This is a genomic window from Streptomyces sp. NRRL B-24085 (assembly GCF_001282115.1).
Lineage (GTDB): Bacteria > Actinomycetota > Actinomycetes > Streptomycetales > Streptomycetaceae > Streptomyces.
In genome coordinates, this window is record NZ_LJBR01000225.1 from 1 (window position 1) to 18,801 (window position 18,801).

Here is an 18,801-nt window from a genome sequence, read left to right on the forward strand (position 1 = left end):
GTGCGGTCAGGTACCGGCCCGGCATCCGACCCCACCCCGCGCGACGCCGTACCGTGCCGGCCCGGCATCTGACCGCACCCCGCGCGACGCCGTCCGTTTCGGCGCCTCGGATATGCTCCGCCGACCGCCGTGGCCCCAGGGTGGGTCGAGCAGTGGAGGAGCACATGAGTGTGGACCTGAACGGCCCGGGCCGGCGCGGACAGCAATGGGCCGCCAGGACCTCCCTCGCCGCGGCCGCCCTCGCCGTCCTGCTCCCCCTCGCCCACGGCGGTCTCGGCGGCGTACTGCTGCTGGCCGCCGGGCTCGCCGGCGCCGCCGTCACCGCGGCCGCGGTGTGGTGGACGCTGACCCGGCGCGGACCGGAGCGCTGGCTGGCGGCCGGGCTCGCGGTCGTCACCCCCGCCCTCGTCCTCGTCCTCTTCGTGCTCACCCTGGGCTGGGTGCTCCTGCTGTCGCCGGTGCTGTGGAGTGTCGCCGTGTGGAGCGGGCGGCACGCGCTGCGCAGCACCGGCGCCCGTCCGAAGCGGATGAAGGAGCACCGGGCCCGGTCCGTGCGGCGCCCCTTCCTGATCATGAACCCCCGCTCCGGGGACGGGAAGGTCGAGCGGTTCCAGCTGCGGGAGAAGGCCGAACGTCTGGGCGCGCGGGTCGTGCTGCTCGACCCCGAGGAGCACCAGGACGTGACCGCGCTGGCCCGGGCAGCCGTGGCGGAGGGCGCGGACCTGCTCGGCGTCGCGGGCGGCGACGGCACCCAGGCGCTGGTCGCCGCCGTCGCCGCGGAGCACGACCTGCCGTTCCTGGTGATCTCCGCCGGTACCCGCAACCACTTCGCCATGGATCTCGGCCTCGACCGCACCGATCCCGCGGCCTGCCTCGACGCGCTCACCGACGGGGTGGAGCTGCGGGTGGACCTCGGGTTCGTGGCGGACCGTCCGTTCGTCAACAACGCCTCCTTCGGGGCGTACGCGGCGGTCGTCCAGAGTCCCGCCTACCGCGACGACAAGATCGGCACCACTCTGGAGCTGCTGCCCGATCTGCTCACCCGGCAGCGCGGCCCGCACCTGACCGCGCACGTCGGGACGACCACGATCGACCGGCCGCAGGCCGTGCTGGTCAGCAACAACGCCTACCGCACCGGTGACCCGGTGGGCCTCGGTCGCCGTGAGCGGCTGGACGCCGGGGTGCTCGGCGTCCTCGGTGTCCGGGTGGACAGCGCGGCCGAGGCGGCGGCGCTGCTGCTCGACCCCGATCCGGCGGGGCTCGCGGTCCTGGCCGCGCGGGAGGTGGTCGTCGACGCCGACCGTCCGGAGATCGAGGTCGGTGTCGACGGCGAGGCCCTGGTCCTGCCCACCCCGGTCCACTGCCGTGTCGCGTCCGGGGCGCTCCGCGTCCGTGTCCCGCGGAGACGCCCCGGCGTACCCACACCCCAACCCCGCCTGAACTGGCGCCGGTTGCGCAAGCTGGCGGCACCGGCCGGGCGGGGCTGAGTCAGCGCAGGGTGCTCGTTCCGACGTCGGTGTCGGCCTCCGCCGGAGCCAGCGGGGTCACCGTGACCTGGTCGATGACGGGGGCGTAGGCGGAGCGTTGGCCGAACGCGTTCCTGGTGTCGCCGGCGAAGTCGGGGAGTTCGTCGGCGGTGAAGGTGAGGGTGTTGCGGCCCGGGCGCAGTGTGACCGGCAGGGACAGGTTCCAGAAGTTGTCGAAGTGGAAGGTGGTGGGGAACAGGACGCGGTGCGCGGGGGCGCCGTTGACGGAGATGTCGGCGTGGCGGCACACCGGGTCCGGGTTGTAGTGGGTGGACGGGGGCTGCTCGCCGTTGGAGTAGCGGATCGTCAGCGCGTGGCGTCCGGCGCGGTGGGCGGTGACCGTGAGGGTGAGCGCGTTCTCGGGGCCCGCGCCGACACCGTCGACCGCCTTGCCGCCCGTGGCGTACGGGTGTCCGGTGACCCTGGCCGTCCCGGTCAGGACGCCTTCCTCGGCGGCGTGCACGGTGGTGGGCAGCAGGCCGCGTGAGGGGGCGATCCGCAGCCGGTCGACGATCAGCCGGTCCGAGGTCCCGGTAATCGTGATCTTGTTGACGCCCCCGGCGAGGAAGAGCGGTACGGCGCCGCGCTCGACGCGCCCGATCTCCTCGCCGTTGACGCGCAACTCGCCCTCTCCGGGCCCTAGTACGTCGACGGTCACGGAGGCCTCGCCGTCGTCGTCCGCGTACGCCCAGAAGGTGACGGTGCCACCGCGCGGGAGCACCGCGACTCCGGGCCCCGAGGCACCGCGGTGGGCGTGGCTGACCCGTGCCCCGCCGCGAAGGTCCGCGAACTCGGCGTCGTACAGGGCCGTTTCGTCCTCCTCTCGCAGCACGACGTCCAGCTTGTCGACGGCCGCGTCGCCCTTGGTGACCCCGAGGTCGGGGTCCTGGGCGGCGAGGGTGATCCGGTGCCGGCCCGCGGTCAGCTCGACCCGGGTGTCGGTGTGGCCCCACACCGCCGGCTTGTAGCCGAGCGGCAGCCGCAGTTCACGCGGGTCCTCGCCGTCCACGCGCAGGAAGACGTTGGTGGGACCCTGCTCGCGCACCAGCTCGGCGAGGTTGTGGGAGCCCGCGAACACCATGAGGTCGTACGTTCCGTCCTGCGGGACCTCGACGTCGAAGGCGAGCACACCGTCGGAGCCGGTGCGCAGCCCGCTCACGTGGTAGCCGCCGGAGGTGGCGAACCGGTCGACGGCGGACGGGGACCCCTCGGGGCCGTTCTTCGAGTAGCCACCGCCCGTGTAGGTGGCGTCCTCGGCCTCGTACGTCCGCTTCCAGCGCACGGCGGGCGGCAGTGCGGAGGCTCCGTTGCCGCCCGGGGAGAGGATCACCTGGTAGGCGGACATCGCGTCGAGGCCGGTCTGAGTCAGCGTCACCGTGCCCTCGACGACCGGTACTTCCTCGTCCCGGAGCCGCAACGGTGGCGCGCAGGCGCCCACTTGGCCCGTCCAGGGGATCTCCGTGAGACGGACGTGGACCACCGTGCCGAACACCTCCGCGTCCACGTCCTCGAACACGATGTCCGCTGCCCCGCCCGTGCCCCCGAACAGCGCCCTGGCCTGGCGCTTGTCCCGGTCGAGGGTGGCCACGCCCTGGAGGGTGTACTGCACGTTGGGGTGCGGGGCGACGACCCGGACGGTGTTCCCGGTCAACTGCCCGTAGGCGTTGTACAGCCACCACTGGCCGTTGGCCTTGTTCGCCTCCACCGCCGAGTCGTTGAGGTTGCCGGCGATGTTCCAGTAGGCGAGGTCGGCGTCGACCTTCGACTCCTCGATCGCGGCGATCCACTGGATCATCTGGCCGGGGACGGAGACGTGGTAGTTGTGCGCGTACTCGTTGATGTTGACGGGCAGCGGGCCGATGCCCAACTCGCTTTCCAGTTCCCGGTACTCGGCGATGTTGGTGCGGACCTCGGCGGGCGAGGACAGCTCGTGCCAGGTGACGACGTCGGGCAGCACGTCGTGCGACTTCGCGAACTCCAGGAAGTCCCTGACCTCGGGGTACAGCTCGCAGGTGTTGGGACCGGCCACGCGGGCGTCCGGGTCGAGGTCCTTGATGAGGCGGTGCGCGGCTTCCCAGGCGGCGAAGTACGGGGCGGGTTCGGTCCGCCAGTCGACCCCGTCGTAGCTCCACTCCCCCGCGCCGAACATGTTGCCCTCGGGCTCGTTGAACGGCACGTACACGATGTGCGACTTCAACTCCCCCATGGTCAGGACGTGTTCGACCTGGCGGCGGATCACGTCCAGATGCCCGGCCAGCCGCTCCTCACCGGTGGCGCCCGGCCACTCGTACGGGAATCCCCGGTAGAAGTCGGGCAGGTAGACGTAGACGTCCCTGCCGCCCGCCGCGACGAACGCGGGCAGGATCTCCAGGGCGTCGCCGCCGGGATGCTGGGTGCCGTCCTGGGCCTTGGTCGTCACCGTCCGCGGGTACATGCCCTCGACCACGACACGGCTGGGCACTCCGTCGCCGTACAGGCCGTAGAGCGTGCCGCTCGCTCCCCCGTGGAAGGGGCCGGTCGTGGTGCCGAGGTCGATGGTGAGCTTCTCGCGGGCGGGGCCTTCGGCTGCCACGGCATCCATCCTTCGTCCGACATTCCGTACGACCGTCGATGATCCGCACCGACCTGGACGAACGTAGGAAGCGCGAGGGGACCGCGTCAACAGGCCGCCGGCTTCGAAACTTCCGAAACCGCAGGTCGGAGGGGTCAGGTGCGCAGCATGCCCGGAGTGCCCTCCAGCCGGGCGAGCAGCTCCCCCAGCCCGGCGGCGAGTTCGTCGCGTGCCGCGGGGGTCAGGACGGACAGCACGGCCGCCTCGTACGCCAGTTGCCCGGGCAGGATGCCGTCGACCAGCTCACGGCCGGCCTCGGTGAGCCGGACGTGGGCGACGCGCCGGTCACGGGTGTCGCCCCTGCGCTCCACCAGGCCCCGTTCGGTGAGCTGCTTGAGGCGCTTGGTGACGGCGGCCCCGGAGGAGAAGGTCTCGCGGGCGAGGTCGCCGGGGGTGAGCTCGTGGCCGGTGCGGCGCAGCGCGCCGAGCAGGTCGAACTCGGGGCGGCTGAGCCCGGCCCGGCGCAGCGGGGCGTCCTCGGCCTGCTGGAGGAGGGCGGCACAGCGGTTGACGCGGCCGATGATCTCCATGGGGCCGGTGTCGAGGCCCGGGTGGACGGTCTGCCACTGCCGGACGACGGCGGCGACGGTGTCGTGCGTCGCCGGGTCCGCGGGTCGTCCGTTCGGTGCCGTCATGGGCGTGCGCCCTCCGCTCTGTGGTGCCGGATCGTCGCCGCGAGCGTACGGTGTGCGGCCCGTTCGGCGCGCACGACCCTCTCCTGGGGCAGGGCGCGCTGCCACCATTCGCCGGACGCGGCCTCCACGTCGGCCCGCAGGTCGACCAGGGCGGCGGCGAGGGCGCGACGGGCGGAGTCCAGGGCGCCGGGGGCGGGGTGCGGCTCGGCCAGGAGGCGGGCGGTGTGTTCCCGGGCGCGCTCCACGGCGGCCAGCGACCGCTCGACACGGTCGCCCGCCCGCCGGTTGGTGACGGCCACGGCGGCGACGAATCCGACGAGCGCCCCGACGAGGGTGTCCAGGACCCGCTCGGTGATCAGCCGGCCGGGCTCCTGGTAGCCGGCGAACTCGGTGATGAGCAGGGCCATCGGGGTCACGCAGACACTGCCGAGCCAGTAGTTGCGGGCGATGAGCGCCTCGGCGCCGAAGTTGAGGGCGAGGCAGCACAGGACGAGCGCGGCGGGCCCGAGGTGGGCGAGCGGGACGACCGCGGCGAAGACCAGCACCCCGAGGAGGTTGCCGACGACCCGCTGGACGCCCCGGCTCCAGGTGAGCGTGACGTTGGCCTGGTAGAGGGAGGCCGCCGTGACCAGGGCCCAGTAGGGGCGGCCCACGCCGAGCGCGAGGGAGGTGTAGCCCGCGAGGGCGCAGCCCAGGGCGGTGCGTACGGCGATCGGGGCGAGCGTGCGCCACACGGGGTGGGCGGGGGCGGCAAGTTCGGCGTCCACGCCGAGGAGTTCGTCGTGGTACGACGCCTGCGGGACCGGTGCGGTGCCGCGCAGGTCGCGGGCCCAGGCGCGGAGGCGGTCCGGGTCCGCGTCGGACGGGGCGGCGAGGGCGATCTCGGCGCGGACGACGAGGCGTTCCAGCGCCCGCCGGGTGCCGGAGCGGGCTCCGGCCGACAACAGGGTCTGCCAGGCGGCCTGGACGGCGGCGTGCGCGGTTCCGCTCGCACGGGGGCCCGGGTTCTCGGCGTATGCGGCGGCCGCGTCCAGGGCGCGGGCGGTGGCCCGTCGCTCCGGACCGTGCGGGCGCAGCAGGCCGGGGGCCATGCCCACCAGCCACGCCCAGGCGCCCGTCGCGAGGGCCAGGGCGAGGTGGCCGGGGACCTGGCCGAGGGTCTGCGGAGCGAAGAGGGACGCGGAGCTGATGAAGGTGAGGACCACATGGCCCGGCGGACCGATCCGGGTCGCGTCGCAGAGCGCCTTCTGCACGGCGGCCACCAGCGCGCCGACGGTGACCAGCAGCACCGCGTCGCCGGTGAGCGAGGCGGCGACCAGACCGGCACCCAGACCCGCGACCATGCCGAGCACCACCCAGGCCAGGGCGCGGGCCCGGGCGGCGTAGGGCCGGTTGTGGGCGTACAGGGCGCACAGGGACCCGGCCATGGTGTACATCGCCAGGTCGAGGCGGCCGAGGGCGAGCAGGGTGAGGTTGGGTGGGGCGACCGCGACCACCACGCTCAGGGCGGGCTTGAACCAGATGTCGGAGGGCCTGCCGAGGCGCAGCACGCCGGCCAGGGGGAGACGGCGTGTGCTGGAGGTGTCGGGGCGGGGGGTCACACTGCTCATGCTCAACACTTTAACAGGTGTTTTACTCGTAAACGATATGAGGGACATCCCCCTGACCTGGTGTGCTCCGCCGCACGCTCCCCGCGTACACCCTTGCGCTCGATTGCGCGCCGCACGGCCCGGGCAGGCCTTGACCGACCGTCGAGCGGGGAGGTGGGCGTGCACGGACCGGCTTCGCCCGGCTGGCTGCTGGTCGCGCTCTGCGCGGCGACCGGGGCGTACTGCCTGCTGCGGATGCGCAGCAGTGTCGAGGAGCAGCGCCGGGCCGCGGGCGGTGAGGCGCTGATGGGCTTCGGGATGGCCGCGATGGCCGTGCCGGCCGCCGTGTTCACACCACCGGCGTGGGCCTGGCCCCTGTGCGCGGCGGTGTTCGGCGCGGCCGCGCTGCGCGCGCTGTGGGCGGCGCGCACCAGCGCTCACCACCTGCACCACCTGGTGGGGGCGGGGGCCATGGTCTACATGGCGGTGGTGATGGCGGCCTCCCCCGGACACCACGGAGGTGCGGGGGTGCCCGTGGTGACCGGCGTGCTGCTCCTCTACTTCGCGGGCTACGTCCTGCTGTCCGGCGCCCGCCTGATACCGGTGACCGCCGGTGGGAGCACCGTCGGCTGGGGCGACCGTCCCGAACTCGCGCGGGTGTGCCGGTTGTCGATGGGCATCGCGATGGTGGCCATGCTGCTGACGCTCTGACATGTGCGGTGGTCGGCGGGCGCGAGGGCACTGGCGGGACTCGGCGGAACTCGCCCTCGGCGCCCCGGCGTTGCCCGGCGAGGAGCCACGTACGGCATCCCGGCATCGCCCGGCCCGGGAGCCGCTGACGGCGTCCCGGCACTGCCCGGCCAGGAGTCATTGACGGCCTCCCGGCGTCGGCATGCATCCGCGGATGACGGGAACCCGGCACAGGACCGCCCGTCCCCCCGCATCCCGGGATTCGCCTCACACCACACCGGTCGGCGAGGATCGCAGTATGCACACCCCGTCCGTCGAGTCCCCGCCCCGTCCGCCGGAGCACTGGAGCGCCGCCCGCGCGACCGGTGTCCTCGCCCTGTGCTCGGTGCTGCTGCTCGTGCTGGTCGCGGCGAAGTGGCATCCGCTGCTCGACGTGGACGGCGACATCGCCGGCACCACCCATCGCTGGGCGGTCGACGAACCGGGGCTCACCCACGTCTTCCGCATCCTCACGGACTGGGTCTGGGACCCGTGGGCGATGCGCCTCCTCGCTGCGGTCGTGGCGATCTGGCTGGTGTGGCGGCGCAATGCCCGCTGGCTCGCCGTATGGCTGGTGGCCACATGTGCGCTGGGCACACTGGTCCAGCAGGTCATGAAGGCCGCCGTCGGCCGCGAACGCCCCGTCTGGCCGGACCCCGTCGACACCGCGCACTTCGCCGCCTACCCGTCGGGCCACGCGCTGACGGCCACGGTCGTGTGCGGTCTCCTCCTGTGGCTCCTGCACCACCACGGTGTCGGCCGCGCGCTGTGGCTCACGGCCCTCGCGCTCGCCGTGCTCTCCGTCGTGGGCGTGGGCCTCACCCGCGTCTGGCTGGGCGTCCACTGGCCCACCGACGTCCTCGGCGGCTGGCTCATGGGCGCGACGCTCGTGTCCGCGGCCGTCCTGGTGCACCAGCGGTACCGGCCTTGACCTGCCCGGACCTCATGGCCTCGCGGGCGATCCCGGTCCGTAGGATCACCGTATGACTGCCGTGCTGTTCGACTTCTCGGGCACCCTCTTCCGTATCGAGTCCACCGACGCCTGGCTGAGGGCCGTCCTCGACGAGGCGGGAATCACCCTCCCCGAGGCCGAGTTGACGCGGGCCGCGCGGGAGCTGGAGAGCGTGGGGGCACTGCCCGGCGGACTCGCGCCCCGGGTGCCGATGCCCGACGAGCTCGCGGCCATGTGGCACGTCCGGGACGAGAGCGCCGAGCTGCACCGGGCGGCGTACACCGGGCTGTCACGGCTCGTCACACTGCCGGATCCCGCCCTGCACGACGCGCTCTACGAGCGGCACATGCTGCCGGCCGCCTGGCAGCCGTATCCCGACGCCGCCGAGGTGCTGCGCACGCTCCGCGAGCGCGGGACCAAGGTGGGCGTGGTCAGCAACATCGGCTGGGACCTGCGGCCCGTCTTCCGCGCGCACGGGCTCGATCCGTACGTCGACGAGTACGTGCTGTCGTACGAGCACGGCATCCAGAAGCCGGACCCCCGGCTGTTCAAGACCGCCTGCACGGCGCTCGGCGTGGCGCCCCGGGACGTCCTGATGGTCGGCGACGACCGGCGGGCGGACGGGGGCGCCGCGGCCCTGGGCTGCGGGGTGCACTTCGTGGATCACCTGCCGGCGGCACAGCGGCCGGACGCGCTGCTGGCCGTTCTCGATCTGGTGAAGTGAGACCCCGGCTCGACGGCACGGTCCACGCGCGGGATCGACGCCCACGTGCGACACCGAAAAGTGTCCGAAAACGGGGTGGTCACCCCGTCCAGGTGGTCGCCTGAGGACACCATCGGGGAGTATGCTCGCCCACCCTGGACGATCCCCCGCGTCGCCCAGAGCAGGCGGCAGCCCCGACCAGGCCTTTTCCGGGCCGGTCCGGGACGCACTGAGTATAGTTGGCTGGTAGCCAGTCAACGCAGGAGTTACAGCATGTCCCCGCGCAGCGCCTCGGTCAACGAAGAGCTGCGCCGTCGTTCCCGGGAGCGGCTCCTGCAGGCGGCGCTGGAGCTGGTCTCCGAGCGCGGCTACGAGGCCACGACCCTCGGCGACATCGCGGACCGGGCCGGTTCGGCGCGCGGTCTGGTGTCGTACTACTTCCCCGGCAAGCGCCAGCTCGTGCAGTCCGCCGTGCACCGGCTCATGCACCGCACGCTGGAGGAGGCGCTGGAGCGCGAGCCGCGCACCGAGGACGGCCGGGAGCGGATGGCCCGGGCCATCGACGCGGTCCTGGGCCTGGCCCGGGACCGGACGGTGCTGATGCGCCAGCACATGGCGGGCCTGCTGGACACCGAGGGCTTCGTGCAGTGCCCGGAGCAGCGGCGCCTGGCCGAACTGCTGCGGGACACGATGGAACGGCACGGTTCGCAGACGGTCGAGACCGACTACCCGATGCTGCGCTCGCAGCTCATGGGCGCGGTCTACGCGATGGTCCTGCCGAACGTCCCGATGCCGATCACCACCCTGCGGGCCGAGCTGTTCACGCGCTACCGGCTCGACTGGGAGCAGGGCGTCCCGCCGGGCACCGAGGCGCCCGGCGGGACGTACGACACGGATCTGTCGCGGTTCTTCGAGACCGGCCCGGAGGCCGGGGGTCAGTCGAAGTAGTCCGGCTGCGTCTGGACGTTGAGCTCGCCGAGCCGCACCTTCCTGGCCGCGTCCGTCCGCTTGTCGCTGAGCTTCAGCACGTCGAAGCCCTTGGCGATGTCGTTGGAGTAGATGTAGCCGTTGTAGTAGTACGCCGACCAGGAGCCGGCGGTCGTCAGCCGCTCGGTGGTGACCGGGCCGCGCTCGAAGTAGCCGATCTCCTTCGGGCGCGCGGAGTTCGTGAAGTCCCAGACGGAGACGCCGCCCTGGTACCAGGCCTGGACCATGATGTCCCTGCCCTTGACCGGGATCAGCGAGCCGTTGTGGGCCACGCACACCTCGACGTCCGCCTGGTGGCGGGGGATCTTGAAGTAGCTGCGGAAGACGAGCTTGCGCTTGTCGCCCTTGCCGACGATGTCGTAGATGCCGTCGGCGCCGCGGTTCGGGCCGATCTCCGCGTTGCAGGTGGCCGCACCGCCGCCGCCCAGCTCGTCGGTGAAGACGACCTTGTTCGCCCGCTGGTTGAAGGTCGCCGAGTGCCAGAACGCGAAGTTCACGTTGTCCTGCACCCGGTCGATGACCTTCGGGTTCTCGGGGTCCTTGATGGAGAACAGGATGCCGTCCCCCATGCAGGCGCCCGCCGCCAGGTCCTCGTCCGGGAGCACCGTGATGTCGTGGCAGCCGGTGGTCTTGGAGACGCCCGGGTTGGTGGGTGAGCCGGGGTTGCCGCCGCCGTCGGGGCCCTCGCCCGGGAAGAGCACCGGGAAGCTCACCACGGCCGCCTTCTCGGGGGCGTTCCGCGGGACCTTGATGACCGAGATGCCGTCGTGCGGCGGCTGGCAGTCGGGGTAGGCAGCGTTCGGCGAGTACGAGGAGACGTAGATGTAGACGTTCCTGCGCTCGGGCACCAGCGTGTGGGTGTGCGAGCCGCAGGCGGTCTCCACGGCGGCGACGTACTTCGGGTTCCGCTTGTCGCTGATGTCGAAGACCTTCATGCCCTCCCACGACGACTTCTCGGTCGCGGGCTGGGTGGTGCTGTTGCAACTGCTGTCACTGCGCGAGGAGTCGGTGGACAGGAACAGCAGGTTCCCGGAGACGGAGATGTCGTTCTGGGATCCGGGGCACAGCACCTGGGCGACGGTCTTCGGCGCCCTCGGGTTGCTGATGTCGAAGATGCGGAAGCCGTCGTAGTTCCCGGAGAAGGCGTACCTGCCCTGGAAGGCCAGGTCCGAATTGGTGCCGGGCAGTGCGTCCTTGGGGATGTTGACGAGGTGCTCGATGTTGCCGGAGTGGACGATCTCGTCCTGGCCGGGTATCTCGCCGTCGGCGATCGCGGCCTTCACCTCGGCCTCGGTGCTCTTGGAGACGCCCTTGCCGGTCGTCGGGCCGTCCCCGGGGTCGGGGGTCGCGACGGCGGGACCGGCGGTGAGCAGCGCGGCCAGGAGACCCGCGGCGGCCGCGGCAACTCCCAGACGTCTGTGCCGGGTTCGGGACTCTCTCAACAGGATCACTGTTTTCCTCCCTGTGCCGTTCATGTGGAACGGTTCACGCGTCACCGCAGTATCGTCTTCACCATGCACAGATCAACAGGGGGCAACGAACTCGTCATGAAAGGAACACGGGTGACCACTGTGCTTTTCCGCCGCGCGCCCTGCGTGACGGCCACCCTGGCCGCGCTGGCAGCCCTGGCCCTCGGGGGCTGCGACTCCGGCGGGGACTCCAAGTCCGCCCCGGCGAGCGGACCTTCGGTGCTGGCGCCCGGCAAGCCCGGTGAGGCGAACCGCACGCTGTCCGCCCAGGACGCCGAGGAACAGCGGGCCGACGACGACACCCCGAACTCGGCCGACGTCTCGTACGCCCGGATGATGATCGCGCACCACGCCCAGGCCCTGGAACTGACCGAACTGGCGCCGCGGCGCGCCGAGTCGGCGAGGCTCAAGGCCCTCGCCGAACGTATCTCGGCCGCGCAGGGGCCGGAGATCGAGGCGATGCGGGCCTGGCTGAAGGAGCACGGCCAGTCCGAGAAGAGCGACGGCCACGCGCACGCGACGATGCCCGGCATGGCGACCGACGCTCAGCTGAAGAAGTTGCGCGCGGCGAAGGGGAAGGCCTTCGACGAGCTCTTCCTCACCCTGATGATCACCCATCACGAGGGGGCGATCACCATGGCGACGGACGTGAAGGGCCAGGGCAACAACATCCGGATCGAGGAGATGGCGGACGACGTGGTGGCCCAGCAGACCAGCGAGATCAACCGCATGCGGGACATGCTCTGAGCGGATCGGTCGACCCAACGGCCGTGCTCACCGCCGCGCATGACGTGGCGTCAGGAAGCCCGCGTCGCGCGCCTGCGAGATGAGCCTGAGCGACTTGCGGCGGCTGTGCCCGGTCGCGCACATCACGGCGAGGACCGGGTCGACGCCGTCCTCCTGGGCGGCCCGGTACTCCTGCGCGATCAGCCACCGCCCCTCGATCCCCCGGGGCCAGGCCGGGCGGGCGCGACGCGCCGCGCCCGCCTCCGCGTCGGCCTCCGCCTCGGGCGTGCGGCCGCACGCCTCGAAGAGGGGCTGCTCGATCCAGTCCGCGAGCGCGCCCAGGTCGTCGAGCGAGAGCGCCGGCTGCGCCCGCACGTCCTCCAGACAGACACCGTCCTCGCTCACCACCGCGAGGGCGTCCACCCGGGCACCGTCGGGGAAGACCAGCCGGACCTGGAACCACGCCGTCGCGCCCCCGTCCTCCCGCACTTCCCACGCGGGCCACACGGACACGCTGCCGTCCGTCGGACAACGATCAGAAAGATTAAGAAAGGATGCTTCTAGCACACACGCAACGTAACCGCATGATCACACTCGCCGTACGCGGACACGCACGCCCAGGCCCCTCCGGCACCCTGTCAGAGCAGCACGGGCGGTGCGATCCTGGGGGTGTCAGCAACTCCTCTCGTAAGGAGTTCGGCCGTGCTGCGTGTCGCCGTCGTCGGCTCCGGGCCCAGCGGGTGCTACACCGCCCAGAGCCTCGTCCAGCAGGACCCCGACGTGCTCGTGGACGTCCTGGACCGGCTGCCATGCCCGTACGGTCTGGTGCGCTACGGCGTGGCACCGGACCACGAGAAGATCAAATCGCTCCAGAACACCCTGCGGACGATCCTGGAGCACGAGCGGGTGCGGTTCGCCGGAGGTGTCGAGATCGGCCCCGGTGGGGTGCCGGCCGCGCGGTTGCGCGAGCTGTACCACGCCGTCGTGTACTGCGTGGGCGCCGCCACCGACCGGCATCTCGGGATCCCGGGCGAGGAGCTGCCGGGGAGCTGGTCGGCGACGGAGTTCGTGTCCTGGTACAGCGCGCATCCCGACTCGAGGGCCGACGGTTTCGTGGCGGGAGCCCGGTCGGCGGTGGTCATCGGTGTGGGCAACGTCGCCGTCGACGTGACGCGGATGCTGGTGCGCGGGACGACCGAGCTCAGCCCGACCGACATCCCGCATACGGCGCTCACCGCGTTGGCGGCCAGCCGGGTGAGGGAGGTCCACATGGTGGGTCGCCGAGGCCCCTCCCAGGCCCGCTTCACCACCAAGGAGCTGCGCGAGCTGGGGTCGCTCCCGAACACCGAAGTGGCGGTCGCGGCCGAGGAGTTGGCGCTGGATCCGGCGTACCTCGACCCCTCGCCCCTGTCCGCTCCGCAGCGCCGGAACGTGGAGGTGCTGCGGGGCTGGGCGGCGGCGGAGGCACAACCGTCGTCCCGCAGGATCTCGTTGCGCTTCTTCCTGCGTCCCGTCGAAGTCCTCGCCGACGGCGGCCGCGTGGGAGCGGTGCGCTTCGAGCGGACCCTGCCGGACGGGCGCGGCGGTGTGCGCGGCACCGGTGAGTTCGAGGAGATCGAGGCCCAGTTGGTGCTGCGGTCGGTGGGCTACCGGGGCCTGCCGGTGCCGGGCTTGCCGTTCGACGCGGAGAGCGGCACGGTGCCCAACGTCGAGGGCCGTGTTGTGCGCGACGGTTCCGCCGTCCCCGGAGAGTACGTGGCCGGCTGGATCAAGCGCGGTCCTACCGGCGTGATCGGCACTAACCGCCCGGACGCCAAGGAGACGGTGGCCTCGCTCCTCGAGGACGCGCCCGCGCTCGTACGCGGAGAACGGCACGAGGATCCGCTCGACGTCCTGCGGGCGGCGGGACTCCAGCCGGTGGAGTGGGCGGGCTGGTGCGCCATCGAACGGGCGGAGGCGGAGCTCGGAGCGTCCCTGGGCCGGGGCGTGGTCAAACTCCCCGACTGGCAGTCCCTCCTGGACGCCGCCCACGGCGTCCAGGGGCGCGAGGCCGTGCCCGGACGCGGCCGGCCCCGCGCGGGCGCGGCCGGTCACCACGAGCCCGCACCGGGCAACTGACCGGCAACACCCCCGAAATCAACAGACTGTGCAAGGAGCTTACGGTCCCCCCATGACCAAGCACCCCGTCGACCAAGTCCCCCCGGTACGCCAACTCGCCGCCCTCGGCCTCCAGCACGTCCTCGCGATGTACGCCGGCGCCGTGGCCGTCCCCCTGATCGTCGGCAGCGCGATGAAGCTGCCGCCCGCGGACCTGGCCTATCTGATCACCGCCGACCTCCTGGTGTGCGGCATCGCCACCCTCGTCCAGTGCGTCGGCTTCTGGCGTTTCGGGGTCCGGCTCCCGATCATGCAGGGCTGCACCTTCGCGGCCGTGTCCCCGATGGTCCTGATCGGCACGACGGGCGGCGGACTCCCGGCGATCTACGGCTCGGTGATCGTCGCGGGCCTCGCGATCATGCTGCTGGCCCCGGTCTTCGGCAGACTCCTCCGCTTCTTCCCGCCGCTGGTCACGGGCACGGTGATCCTGGTCATCGGCATCTCGCTGCTGCCGGTCGCCGGCAACTGGGCGGCGGGCGGCGCCGGTTCGGCCGACTTCGGTGCACCGAGGAACATCGCGCTGGCCGCCTTCGTCCTGGTCGTGGTCCTGGGCGTGCAGCGGTTCGCGCCGGCCTTCCTGAGCCGGATCGCCGTACTGGTCGGCATCCTCGTGGGCCTGGCGGTGGCCGTCCCCTTCGGGTTCACGGACTTCGGCGGGGTCGGGGACGCGGACTGGGCCGGGATCAGCACGCCGTTCCACTTCGGGGCGCCCGTCTTCGAGTTCTCGGCGATCGTGTCGATGCTGGTCGTCGCGCTGGTGACGATGACCGAGACCACCGGTGACCTGATCGCGGTCGGGGAGATGACGGACCGCCGGGTCGAGCCGCGCTCCCTGTCGGACGGACTGCGCGCCGACGGTCTGTCCACCGTGCTCGGCGGCGTCTTCAACACCTTCCCGTACACGGCGTACGCCCAGAACGTGGGCCTCGTCGGCATGACCCGGGTGCGCAGCCGCTGGGTCGTCGCCGCGGCCGGCGGCATCCTGGTCGTGCTGGGACTGCTGCCCAAGCTGGGCGCGGTGGTCGCGGCGATACCCGCGCCGGTGCTGGGCGGAGCGGGCCTGGTGATGTTCGGGACGGTCGCGGCGAGCGGGCTGAGGACCCTCGCCCAGGTGGACTTCAGGGGCAACAACAACCTGACGGTGGTGGCCGTCTCGGTGGCCATGGGCGTGCTGCCGGTCGGCGTGCCGACGATCTACGGGAAGTTCCCCGACTGGTTCCAGACGGTGATGAACAGCGGCATCAGCGCGGGCTGCCTGACGGCGATCGTGCTGAACCTGCTCTTCAACCACCTGCCCGCGAAGGGGGGTTCAGTCGCTCCCGATCCGGACGGACTGGCGGGCGGCGGCGTCGAGGAGGGCGTCGAGGAGCCCCGGGAAGAGTCCGTCTAGGTCGTCCCGGCGCAGGCCGTTCATCTTGGCCGTACCCCGGTAGACCTGCCGGATCACCCCGCTCTCGCGCAGCACCCGGAAGTGGTGGGTGGTCGTCGACTTGGTGACGGGCAGGTCGAAGTGCGAACAGGAGAGCTCGTCGCGGACCGCGGCGAGCTCTCGCACGATCCGCAGGCGCATCGGGTCGGAGAGGGCGTGCAGGATGCCCTCCAGCCGGATCTCGCCACGCTCCGGGTGCGGAAGGGCACGGCTGCTGACGGCGGGGGAGGTCACGGCGGCTCCACTTCTCCAGGCGTCCCGGGGGCCGTACGGACTCGGGGCCCGGCCTCGGGAAGCCCATTGTACGAGACCTCTCGTAGTTTGACATCCGACGTACTACGATGCCTATCGTACGAGTCGACCCCACCGGTCCCGTGACGAAATGGAGCCCGCTGTGAGCGCACTCTTCGAGCCCTTCACCCTGCGCGACGTGACGATCCCGAACCGGGTGTGGATGCCGCCGATGTGCCAGTACTCGGCGGCTCCGGACGGTGCCGCGGCCGGCGCCCCGAACGACTGGCACTTCGCGCACTACGCGGCGCGCGCGGCTGGCGGCACCGGCCTGATCATCGTCGAGGCCACCGGGGTCAGCCCGGAGGGCCGTATCACCCCCTACGACCTTGGCATCTGGAACGACACCCAGGTGGAGGCGTTCCGCCGCATCACCCGCTTCCTGGTCTCCCAGGGCACGGTCCCGGGCATCCAGCTCGCCCATGCCGGCCGCAAGGCCTCCACCGACCAGCCGTGGAAGGGCGGCGCGCCACTCGCCCCGGACGCGCTGGGCTGGCAGCCGCTGGGCCCCAGCGCGCTGCCCTACGACGAACGCCACCCCGTGCCGGCAGAGCTGACTGCCGCTCAGATCGGTGAGGTGGTCGGTCAGTTCGCGGACGCGGCCCGGCGTGCCCTCGCCGCCGGCTTCGAGGTCGCCGAGATCCACGGCGCGCACGGCTATCTGATCGGCAACTTCCTCTCCCCGCACAGCAACCACCGCACCGACGAGTACGGCGGCTCGTACGAGAACCGCACCCGCTTCGCGCTGGAGGTCGTCGACGCGGTCCGCGAGGTGTGGCCCGACGACAAGCCCCTCTTCTTCCGCATCTCGGCGACCGACTGGCTGGAGGAGGGCGGCTGGACCCCGGACGACACGGTCCGCTTCGCCCACGACCTGCGGGCCCACGGCATCGATCTCCTGGACGTGTCCACCGGCGGCAACGCGGCGGGCGTCCGCATCCCGGTCGGTCCCGGCTACCAGGTCCCCTTCGCCGCCCGCGTCAAGGCGGAGACCTCCCTCCCGGTCGCCGCGGTCGGCCTGATCACCGAGGTCGAACAGGCCGAGAAGATCCTCTCCAACGGTGAGGCGGACGCGGTGCTGCTGGGCCGCGAACTGCTCCGGAATCCGTCCTGGGCCCGGCTCGCTGCCCGCGAGCTGGGCGGGGACGTACACGTACCCGACCAGTACCACCGGTCGGTCTGAGCCTGTTTCCCGAATGGCCTCCGGCGCAGGGGGCGGGAGAAGTAGGCTCCCTGCGCACGGTCGGCTCGCCGACTGCGACGGGAACGGGTCCGGCGTCCCTTTCGGGCGCGTCCGCCGAACGGCTCGGCGGCGCGTCAATCGCGACAACTTCACACGCGGCCTGCACGCCGGCAGGGCCTCAGTTGATCACCGTCGGTACCGGGTGGTCGGCCTGAGACACCTGCCATCCCGCCTGCGGCTCGCGCTCGGTTCGATCGCCCTCCCTCTCGGAGGAGGCCCCGAGCATGGAGTCGCGGATCGTCCTGGACATCCTGGGCGCGGCGAGCGTGGTGTCCGTGTTCCTGTACGTCCTCACCGGACTGCTCGACCAGGTGCGGGGTCTGCTGCGCTCCTGGCACGCCGTCCGGCGGGACGCCCGCGCGCTGCGCCGGAACATCCCGCCGGAGGACCGCGACGGCCGGTGAGCCGTCAACTCGCTGTGCACGCCTTTCCGTTGAGGGTGAAGGCACCCGGGGCCGCGCTGTTCCCGCCATGGTTGGCCTGGTAGCCGATGCTGACGCTCGCGTTCGGCGCGATCGTGCCGTTGTAGGTCGCGTTCGTCGCCGTCACCGCGCCGGAGGCCGGGCTGTACGTGGCGCCCCACCCGTTGGTGATGGTCTGGCCGGCGGGCAGGGCGAAGGCCAGTTGCCAGCCGTTGACCGTGCTTGTACCGGTGTTGGTGACGGTGACCGAGGCGGTCAGACCGGTGCTCCAGGCGTTGGCCGTGGCCGTCACCTTGCAGGCACCCGGCTGGGGTTGGGGTGCCGGGCCCGAGCTGTCGAGGCCGAAGAAGGTGAGGGCGCGGGCGGCCATGCCGGTGGCGTAGAGGTTGTGGCCGACGCCCTGGAGGCTGATCGCCTCGACGGGTGCCCGGTCACCGGTGGCGCCGTAGCGGGTGCGGGTCCAGCCGGAGGCGGGCGTGTCCGTGGCGGCCGGTGTCTGGCTGACGCCGAGGACGTTCGTCCACTGCTTGATCTCCTCGCCGAAGTTGGGGTAGCGCAGCACGTCGTCCTCGGTGCCGTGCCACACCTGCATGCGCGGCCGGGGGCCCGTGTAGCCGGGGTACGCGGCCCGGACGAGGTCGCCCCACTGCTGCGGGGTACGCGTGACGGTCCCGCCGGAGCAGGCGCTGTTCCACTCGGAGCCGTCGGTCGTGGCGAAGCAGCCGAACGGGACGCCGGAGAAGGCCGCGCCCGCCGCGAACACGTCCGGGTAGTCGCCGAGCAGGACGTTCGTCATCATCGCGCCGGAGGAGATGCCGGTGGCGTAGATCCTGGCGGTGTCGGCGGAGTAGGTCCGCACCGTCCAGTCAATCATCGACTTGATGCCGACGGGGTCACTGCCGCCGCCGCGCTTCAGCGCCTGCGGCGAGGACACGTCGAAGCACTTGCTGGACCGGGTGACCGAGGGGTAGATCACCACGAAGCCGTGGGTGTCGGCCAGTCGGGCCCACTCGGTGCCGCTGTACATGGCCGGGCCCGAGCCGGTGCAGTAATGCACCGCCACGACGACCGCCGGGTGCGCGGTGACGTTGTCCGGCACGTACAGGTACATCTGGAGATTGCTGGGATTGGTGCCGAAGCCGGTGATCTCGGTGAGGGCCGCCGTGGGGACGGCCTCCGTGCGGGCCGACGCGGTGGGGACGGCGGCGAAGAGCGCCGCGACGAGTAAGGCCAGCAGGGTCGCGGGCACCGAACTCAGCGTTCTCCTGGGGGTGGTGGACACGTCCTTGTCCCTCTCTTCCGGAAGGATCGACAGGCTGGGGTGGGCTGGGT

Annotated in this window: 17 protein-coding genes; 10 read left to right on the forward strand and 7 right to left on the reverse strand. The window is 72.0% G+C overall.

Annotated elements, in window-relative coordinates; genetic code table 11:
* The first annotated feature begins 164 nt into the window (after positions 1-164).
* A complete protein-coding gene (locus AOJ26_RS23950; RefSeq protein WP_053850413.1) occupies positions 165-1,487 on the forward strand; it encodes a diacylglycerol/lipid kinase family protein in 1,323 nt (440 codons plus the stop codon).
* A 1-nt stretch (position 1,488) separates the two neighbouring features.
* Here AOJ26_RS23950 and AOJ26_RS23955 read toward each other — a convergent pair whose 3' ends face one another.
* From AOJ26_RS23955 to AOJ26_RS23965, 3 genes are all read right to left on the reverse strand, one after another.
* Positions 1,489-4,107, reverse strand: coding sequence for a cellulosome protein (locus AOJ26_RS23955; protein WP_053850414.1), 2,619 nt, complete (start codon positions 4,105-4,107; stop codon positions 1,489-1,491).
* A gap of 125 nt (positions 4,108-4,232) precedes the next feature.
* Complete coding sequence (locus AOJ26_RS23960) at positions 4,233-4,772, reverse strand: MarR family winged helix-turn-helix transcriptional regulator (RefSeq protein WP_053850415.1); 540 nt, start codon at positions 4,770-4,772, stop codon at positions 4,233-4,235.
* Positions 4,769-6,382: an FUSC family protein gene (locus AOJ26_RS23965; RefSeq protein ID WP_053850416.1), complete on the reverse strand. Its 1,614-nt coding sequence runs from the start codon at positions 6,380-6,382 to the stop codon at positions 4,769-4,771. The genes AOJ26_RS23960 and AOJ26_RS23965 overlap by 4 nt, the downstream gene beginning before the upstream one ends.
* A gap of 159 nt (positions 6,383-6,541) precedes the next feature.
* On the opposite strand from AOJ26_RS23965, the gene AOJ26_RS23970 reads away from it, so the two are divergent.
* The 4 genes from AOJ26_RS23970 to AOJ26_RS23985 all read left to right on the forward strand — a co-directional run bounded on the left by AOJ26_RS23970 (position 6,542) and on the right by AOJ26_RS23985 (position 9,693).
* Positions 6,542-7,072, forward strand: coding sequence for a DUF5134 domain-containing protein (locus AOJ26_RS23970; protein WP_053850417.1), 531 nt, complete (start codon positions 6,542-6,544; stop codon positions 7,070-7,072).
* Positions 7,073-7,349: 277 nt separating this feature from the next.
* Entirely contained in the window at positions 7,350-8,021 is a 672-nt protein-coding gene (locus AOJ26_RS23975; RefSeq protein ID WP_053850418.1) for a phosphatase PAP2 family protein, read from the forward strand.
* A gap of 52 nt (positions 8,022-8,073) precedes the next feature.
* Positions 8,074-8,766: an HAD family hydrolase gene (locus AOJ26_RS23980; RefSeq protein WP_053850419.1), complete on the forward strand. Its 693-nt coding sequence runs from the start codon at positions 8,074-8,076 to the stop codon at positions 8,764-8,766.
* A gap of 252 nt (positions 8,767-9,018) precedes the next feature.
* Positions 9,019-9,693: a TetR/AcrR family transcriptional regulator gene (locus AOJ26_RS23985; RefSeq protein ID WP_053850420.1), complete on the forward strand. Its 675-nt coding sequence runs from the start codon at positions 9,019-9,021 to the stop codon at positions 9,691-9,693.
* Here the strand turns inward: AOJ26_RS23985 and AOJ26_RS23990 are convergent.
* On the reverse strand, positions 9,681-11,183 hold the full coding sequence (locus tag AOJ26_RS23990) for an LVIVD repeat-containing protein (protein WP_053850421.1): 1,503 nt from the start codon (positions 11,181-11,183) through the stop codon (positions 9,681-9,683). The two genes, AOJ26_RS23985 and AOJ26_RS23990, sit on opposite strands and share 13 nt — an antisense overlap.
* A gap of 96 nt (positions 11,184-11,279) precedes the next feature.
* Between AOJ26_RS23990 and AOJ26_RS23995 the strand changes: the two genes are divergently transcribed.
* Entirely contained in the window at positions 11,280-11,948 is a 669-nt protein-coding gene (locus AOJ26_RS23995; RefSeq protein WP_053850422.1) for a DUF305 domain-containing protein, read from the forward strand.
* 27 nt (positions 11,949-11,975) lie between these two features.
* Here AOJ26_RS23995 and AOJ26_RS24000 read toward each other — a convergent pair whose 3' ends face one another.
* Positions 11,976-12,440 (reverse strand): DUF6214 family protein, encoded by a 465-nt coding sequence (locus tag AOJ26_RS24000; protein ID WP_053850423.1) that lies wholly within the window; start codon positions 12,438-12,440, stop codon positions 11,976-11,978.
* Between the two features lie 189 nt (positions 12,441-12,629).
* Here AOJ26_RS24000 and AOJ26_RS24005 point away from each other — a divergent pair, with 189 nt between their 5' ends.
* Complete coding sequence (locus tag AOJ26_RS24005) at positions 12,630-14,045, forward strand: FAD-dependent oxidoreductase (protein WP_078960011.1); 1,416 nt, start codon at positions 12,630-12,632, stop codon at positions 14,043-14,045.
* A 52-nt stretch (positions 14,046-14,097) separates the two neighbouring features.
* Positions 14,098-15,474, forward strand: coding sequence for a nucleobase:cation symporter-2 family protein (locus AOJ26_RS24010; protein ID WP_053850424.1), 1,377 nt, complete (start codon positions 14,098-14,100; stop codon positions 15,472-15,474).
* Here AOJ26_RS24010 and AOJ26_RS24015 read toward each other — a convergent pair.
* A complete protein-coding gene (locus AOJ26_RS24015; RefSeq protein WP_053850425.1) occupies positions 15,394-15,747 on the reverse strand; it encodes an ArsR/SmtB family transcription factor in 354 nt (117 codons plus the stop codon). The two genes, AOJ26_RS24010 and AOJ26_RS24015, sit on opposite strands and share 81 nt — an antisense overlap.
* Before the next feature lie 160 nt (positions 15,748-15,907).
* Here AOJ26_RS24015 and AOJ26_RS24020 point away from each other — a divergent pair, with 160 nt between their 5' ends.
* Both AOJ26_RS24020 and AOJ26_RS24025 read left to right on the forward strand, forming a co-directional pair.
* A complete protein-coding gene (locus AOJ26_RS24020) occupies positions 15,908-16,987 on the forward strand; it encodes an NADH:flavin oxidoreductase/NADH oxidase (RefSeq protein ID WP_053850426.1) in 1,080 nt (359 codons plus the stop codon).
* Positions 16,988-17,271: 284 nt separating this feature from the next.
* Positions 17,272-17,451 (forward strand): hypothetical protein, encoded by a 180-nt coding sequence (locus tag AOJ26_RS24025; protein ID WP_053850427.1) that lies wholly within the window; start codon positions 17,272-17,274, stop codon positions 17,449-17,451.
* A gap of 4 nt (positions 17,452-17,455) precedes the next feature.
* Here AOJ26_RS24025 and AOJ26_RS24030 read toward each other — a convergent pair whose 3' ends face one another.
* On the reverse strand, positions 17,456-18,718 hold the full coding sequence (locus AOJ26_RS24030; RefSeq protein ID WP_199828869.1) for a PHB depolymerase family esterase: 1,263 nt from the start codon (positions 18,716-18,718) through the stop codon (positions 17,456-17,458).
* Between the last annotated feature and the right edge of the window lie 83 nt (positions 18,719-18,801).

Excerpts from the sequence above, each read along its gene's own strand:
- AOJ26_RS23950 (WP_053850413.1), top strand. The coding sequence starts at position 165 with ATGAGTGTGGACCTGAACGGCCCGGGCCGGCGCGGACAGCAATGGGCC.
- AOJ26_RS23955 (WP_053850414.1), bottom strand. The coding sequence starts at position 4,107 with ATGGATGCCGTGGCAGCCGAAGGCCCCGCCCGCGAGAAGCTCACCATC.
- AOJ26_RS23960 (WP_053850415.1), bottom strand. The coding sequence starts at position 4,772 with ATGACGGCACCGAACGGACGACCCGCGGACCCGGCGACGCACGACACC.
- AOJ26_RS23965 (WP_053850416.1), bottom strand. The coding sequence starts at position 6,382 with ATGAGCAGTGTGACCCCCCGCCCCGACACCTCCAGCACACGCCGTCTC.
- AOJ26_RS23975 (WP_053850418.1), top strand. The coding sequence starts at position 7,350 with ATGCACACCCCGTCCGTCGAGTCCCCGCCCCGTCCGCCGGAGCACTGG.
- AOJ26_RS23980 (WP_053850419.1), top strand. The coding sequence starts at position 8,074 with ATGACTGCCGTGCTGTTCGACTTCTCGGGCACCCTCTTCCGTATCGAG.
- AOJ26_RS23985 (WP_053850420.1), top strand. The coding sequence starts at position 9,019 with ATGTCCCCGCGCAGCGCCTCGGTCAACGAAGAGCTGCGCCGTCGTTCC.
- AOJ26_RS23995 (WP_053850422.1), top strand. The coding sequence starts at position 11,280 with ATGAAAGGAACACGGGTGACCACTGTGCTTTTCCGCCGCGCGCCCTGC.
- AOJ26_RS24010 (WP_053850424.1), top strand. The coding sequence starts at position 14,098 with ATGACCAAGCACCCCGTCGACCAAGTCCCCCCGGTACGCCAACTCGCC.
- AOJ26_RS24025 (WP_053850427.1), top strand. The coding sequence starts at position 17,272 with ATGGAGTCGCGGATCGTCCTGGACATCCTGGGCGCGGCGAGCGTGGTG.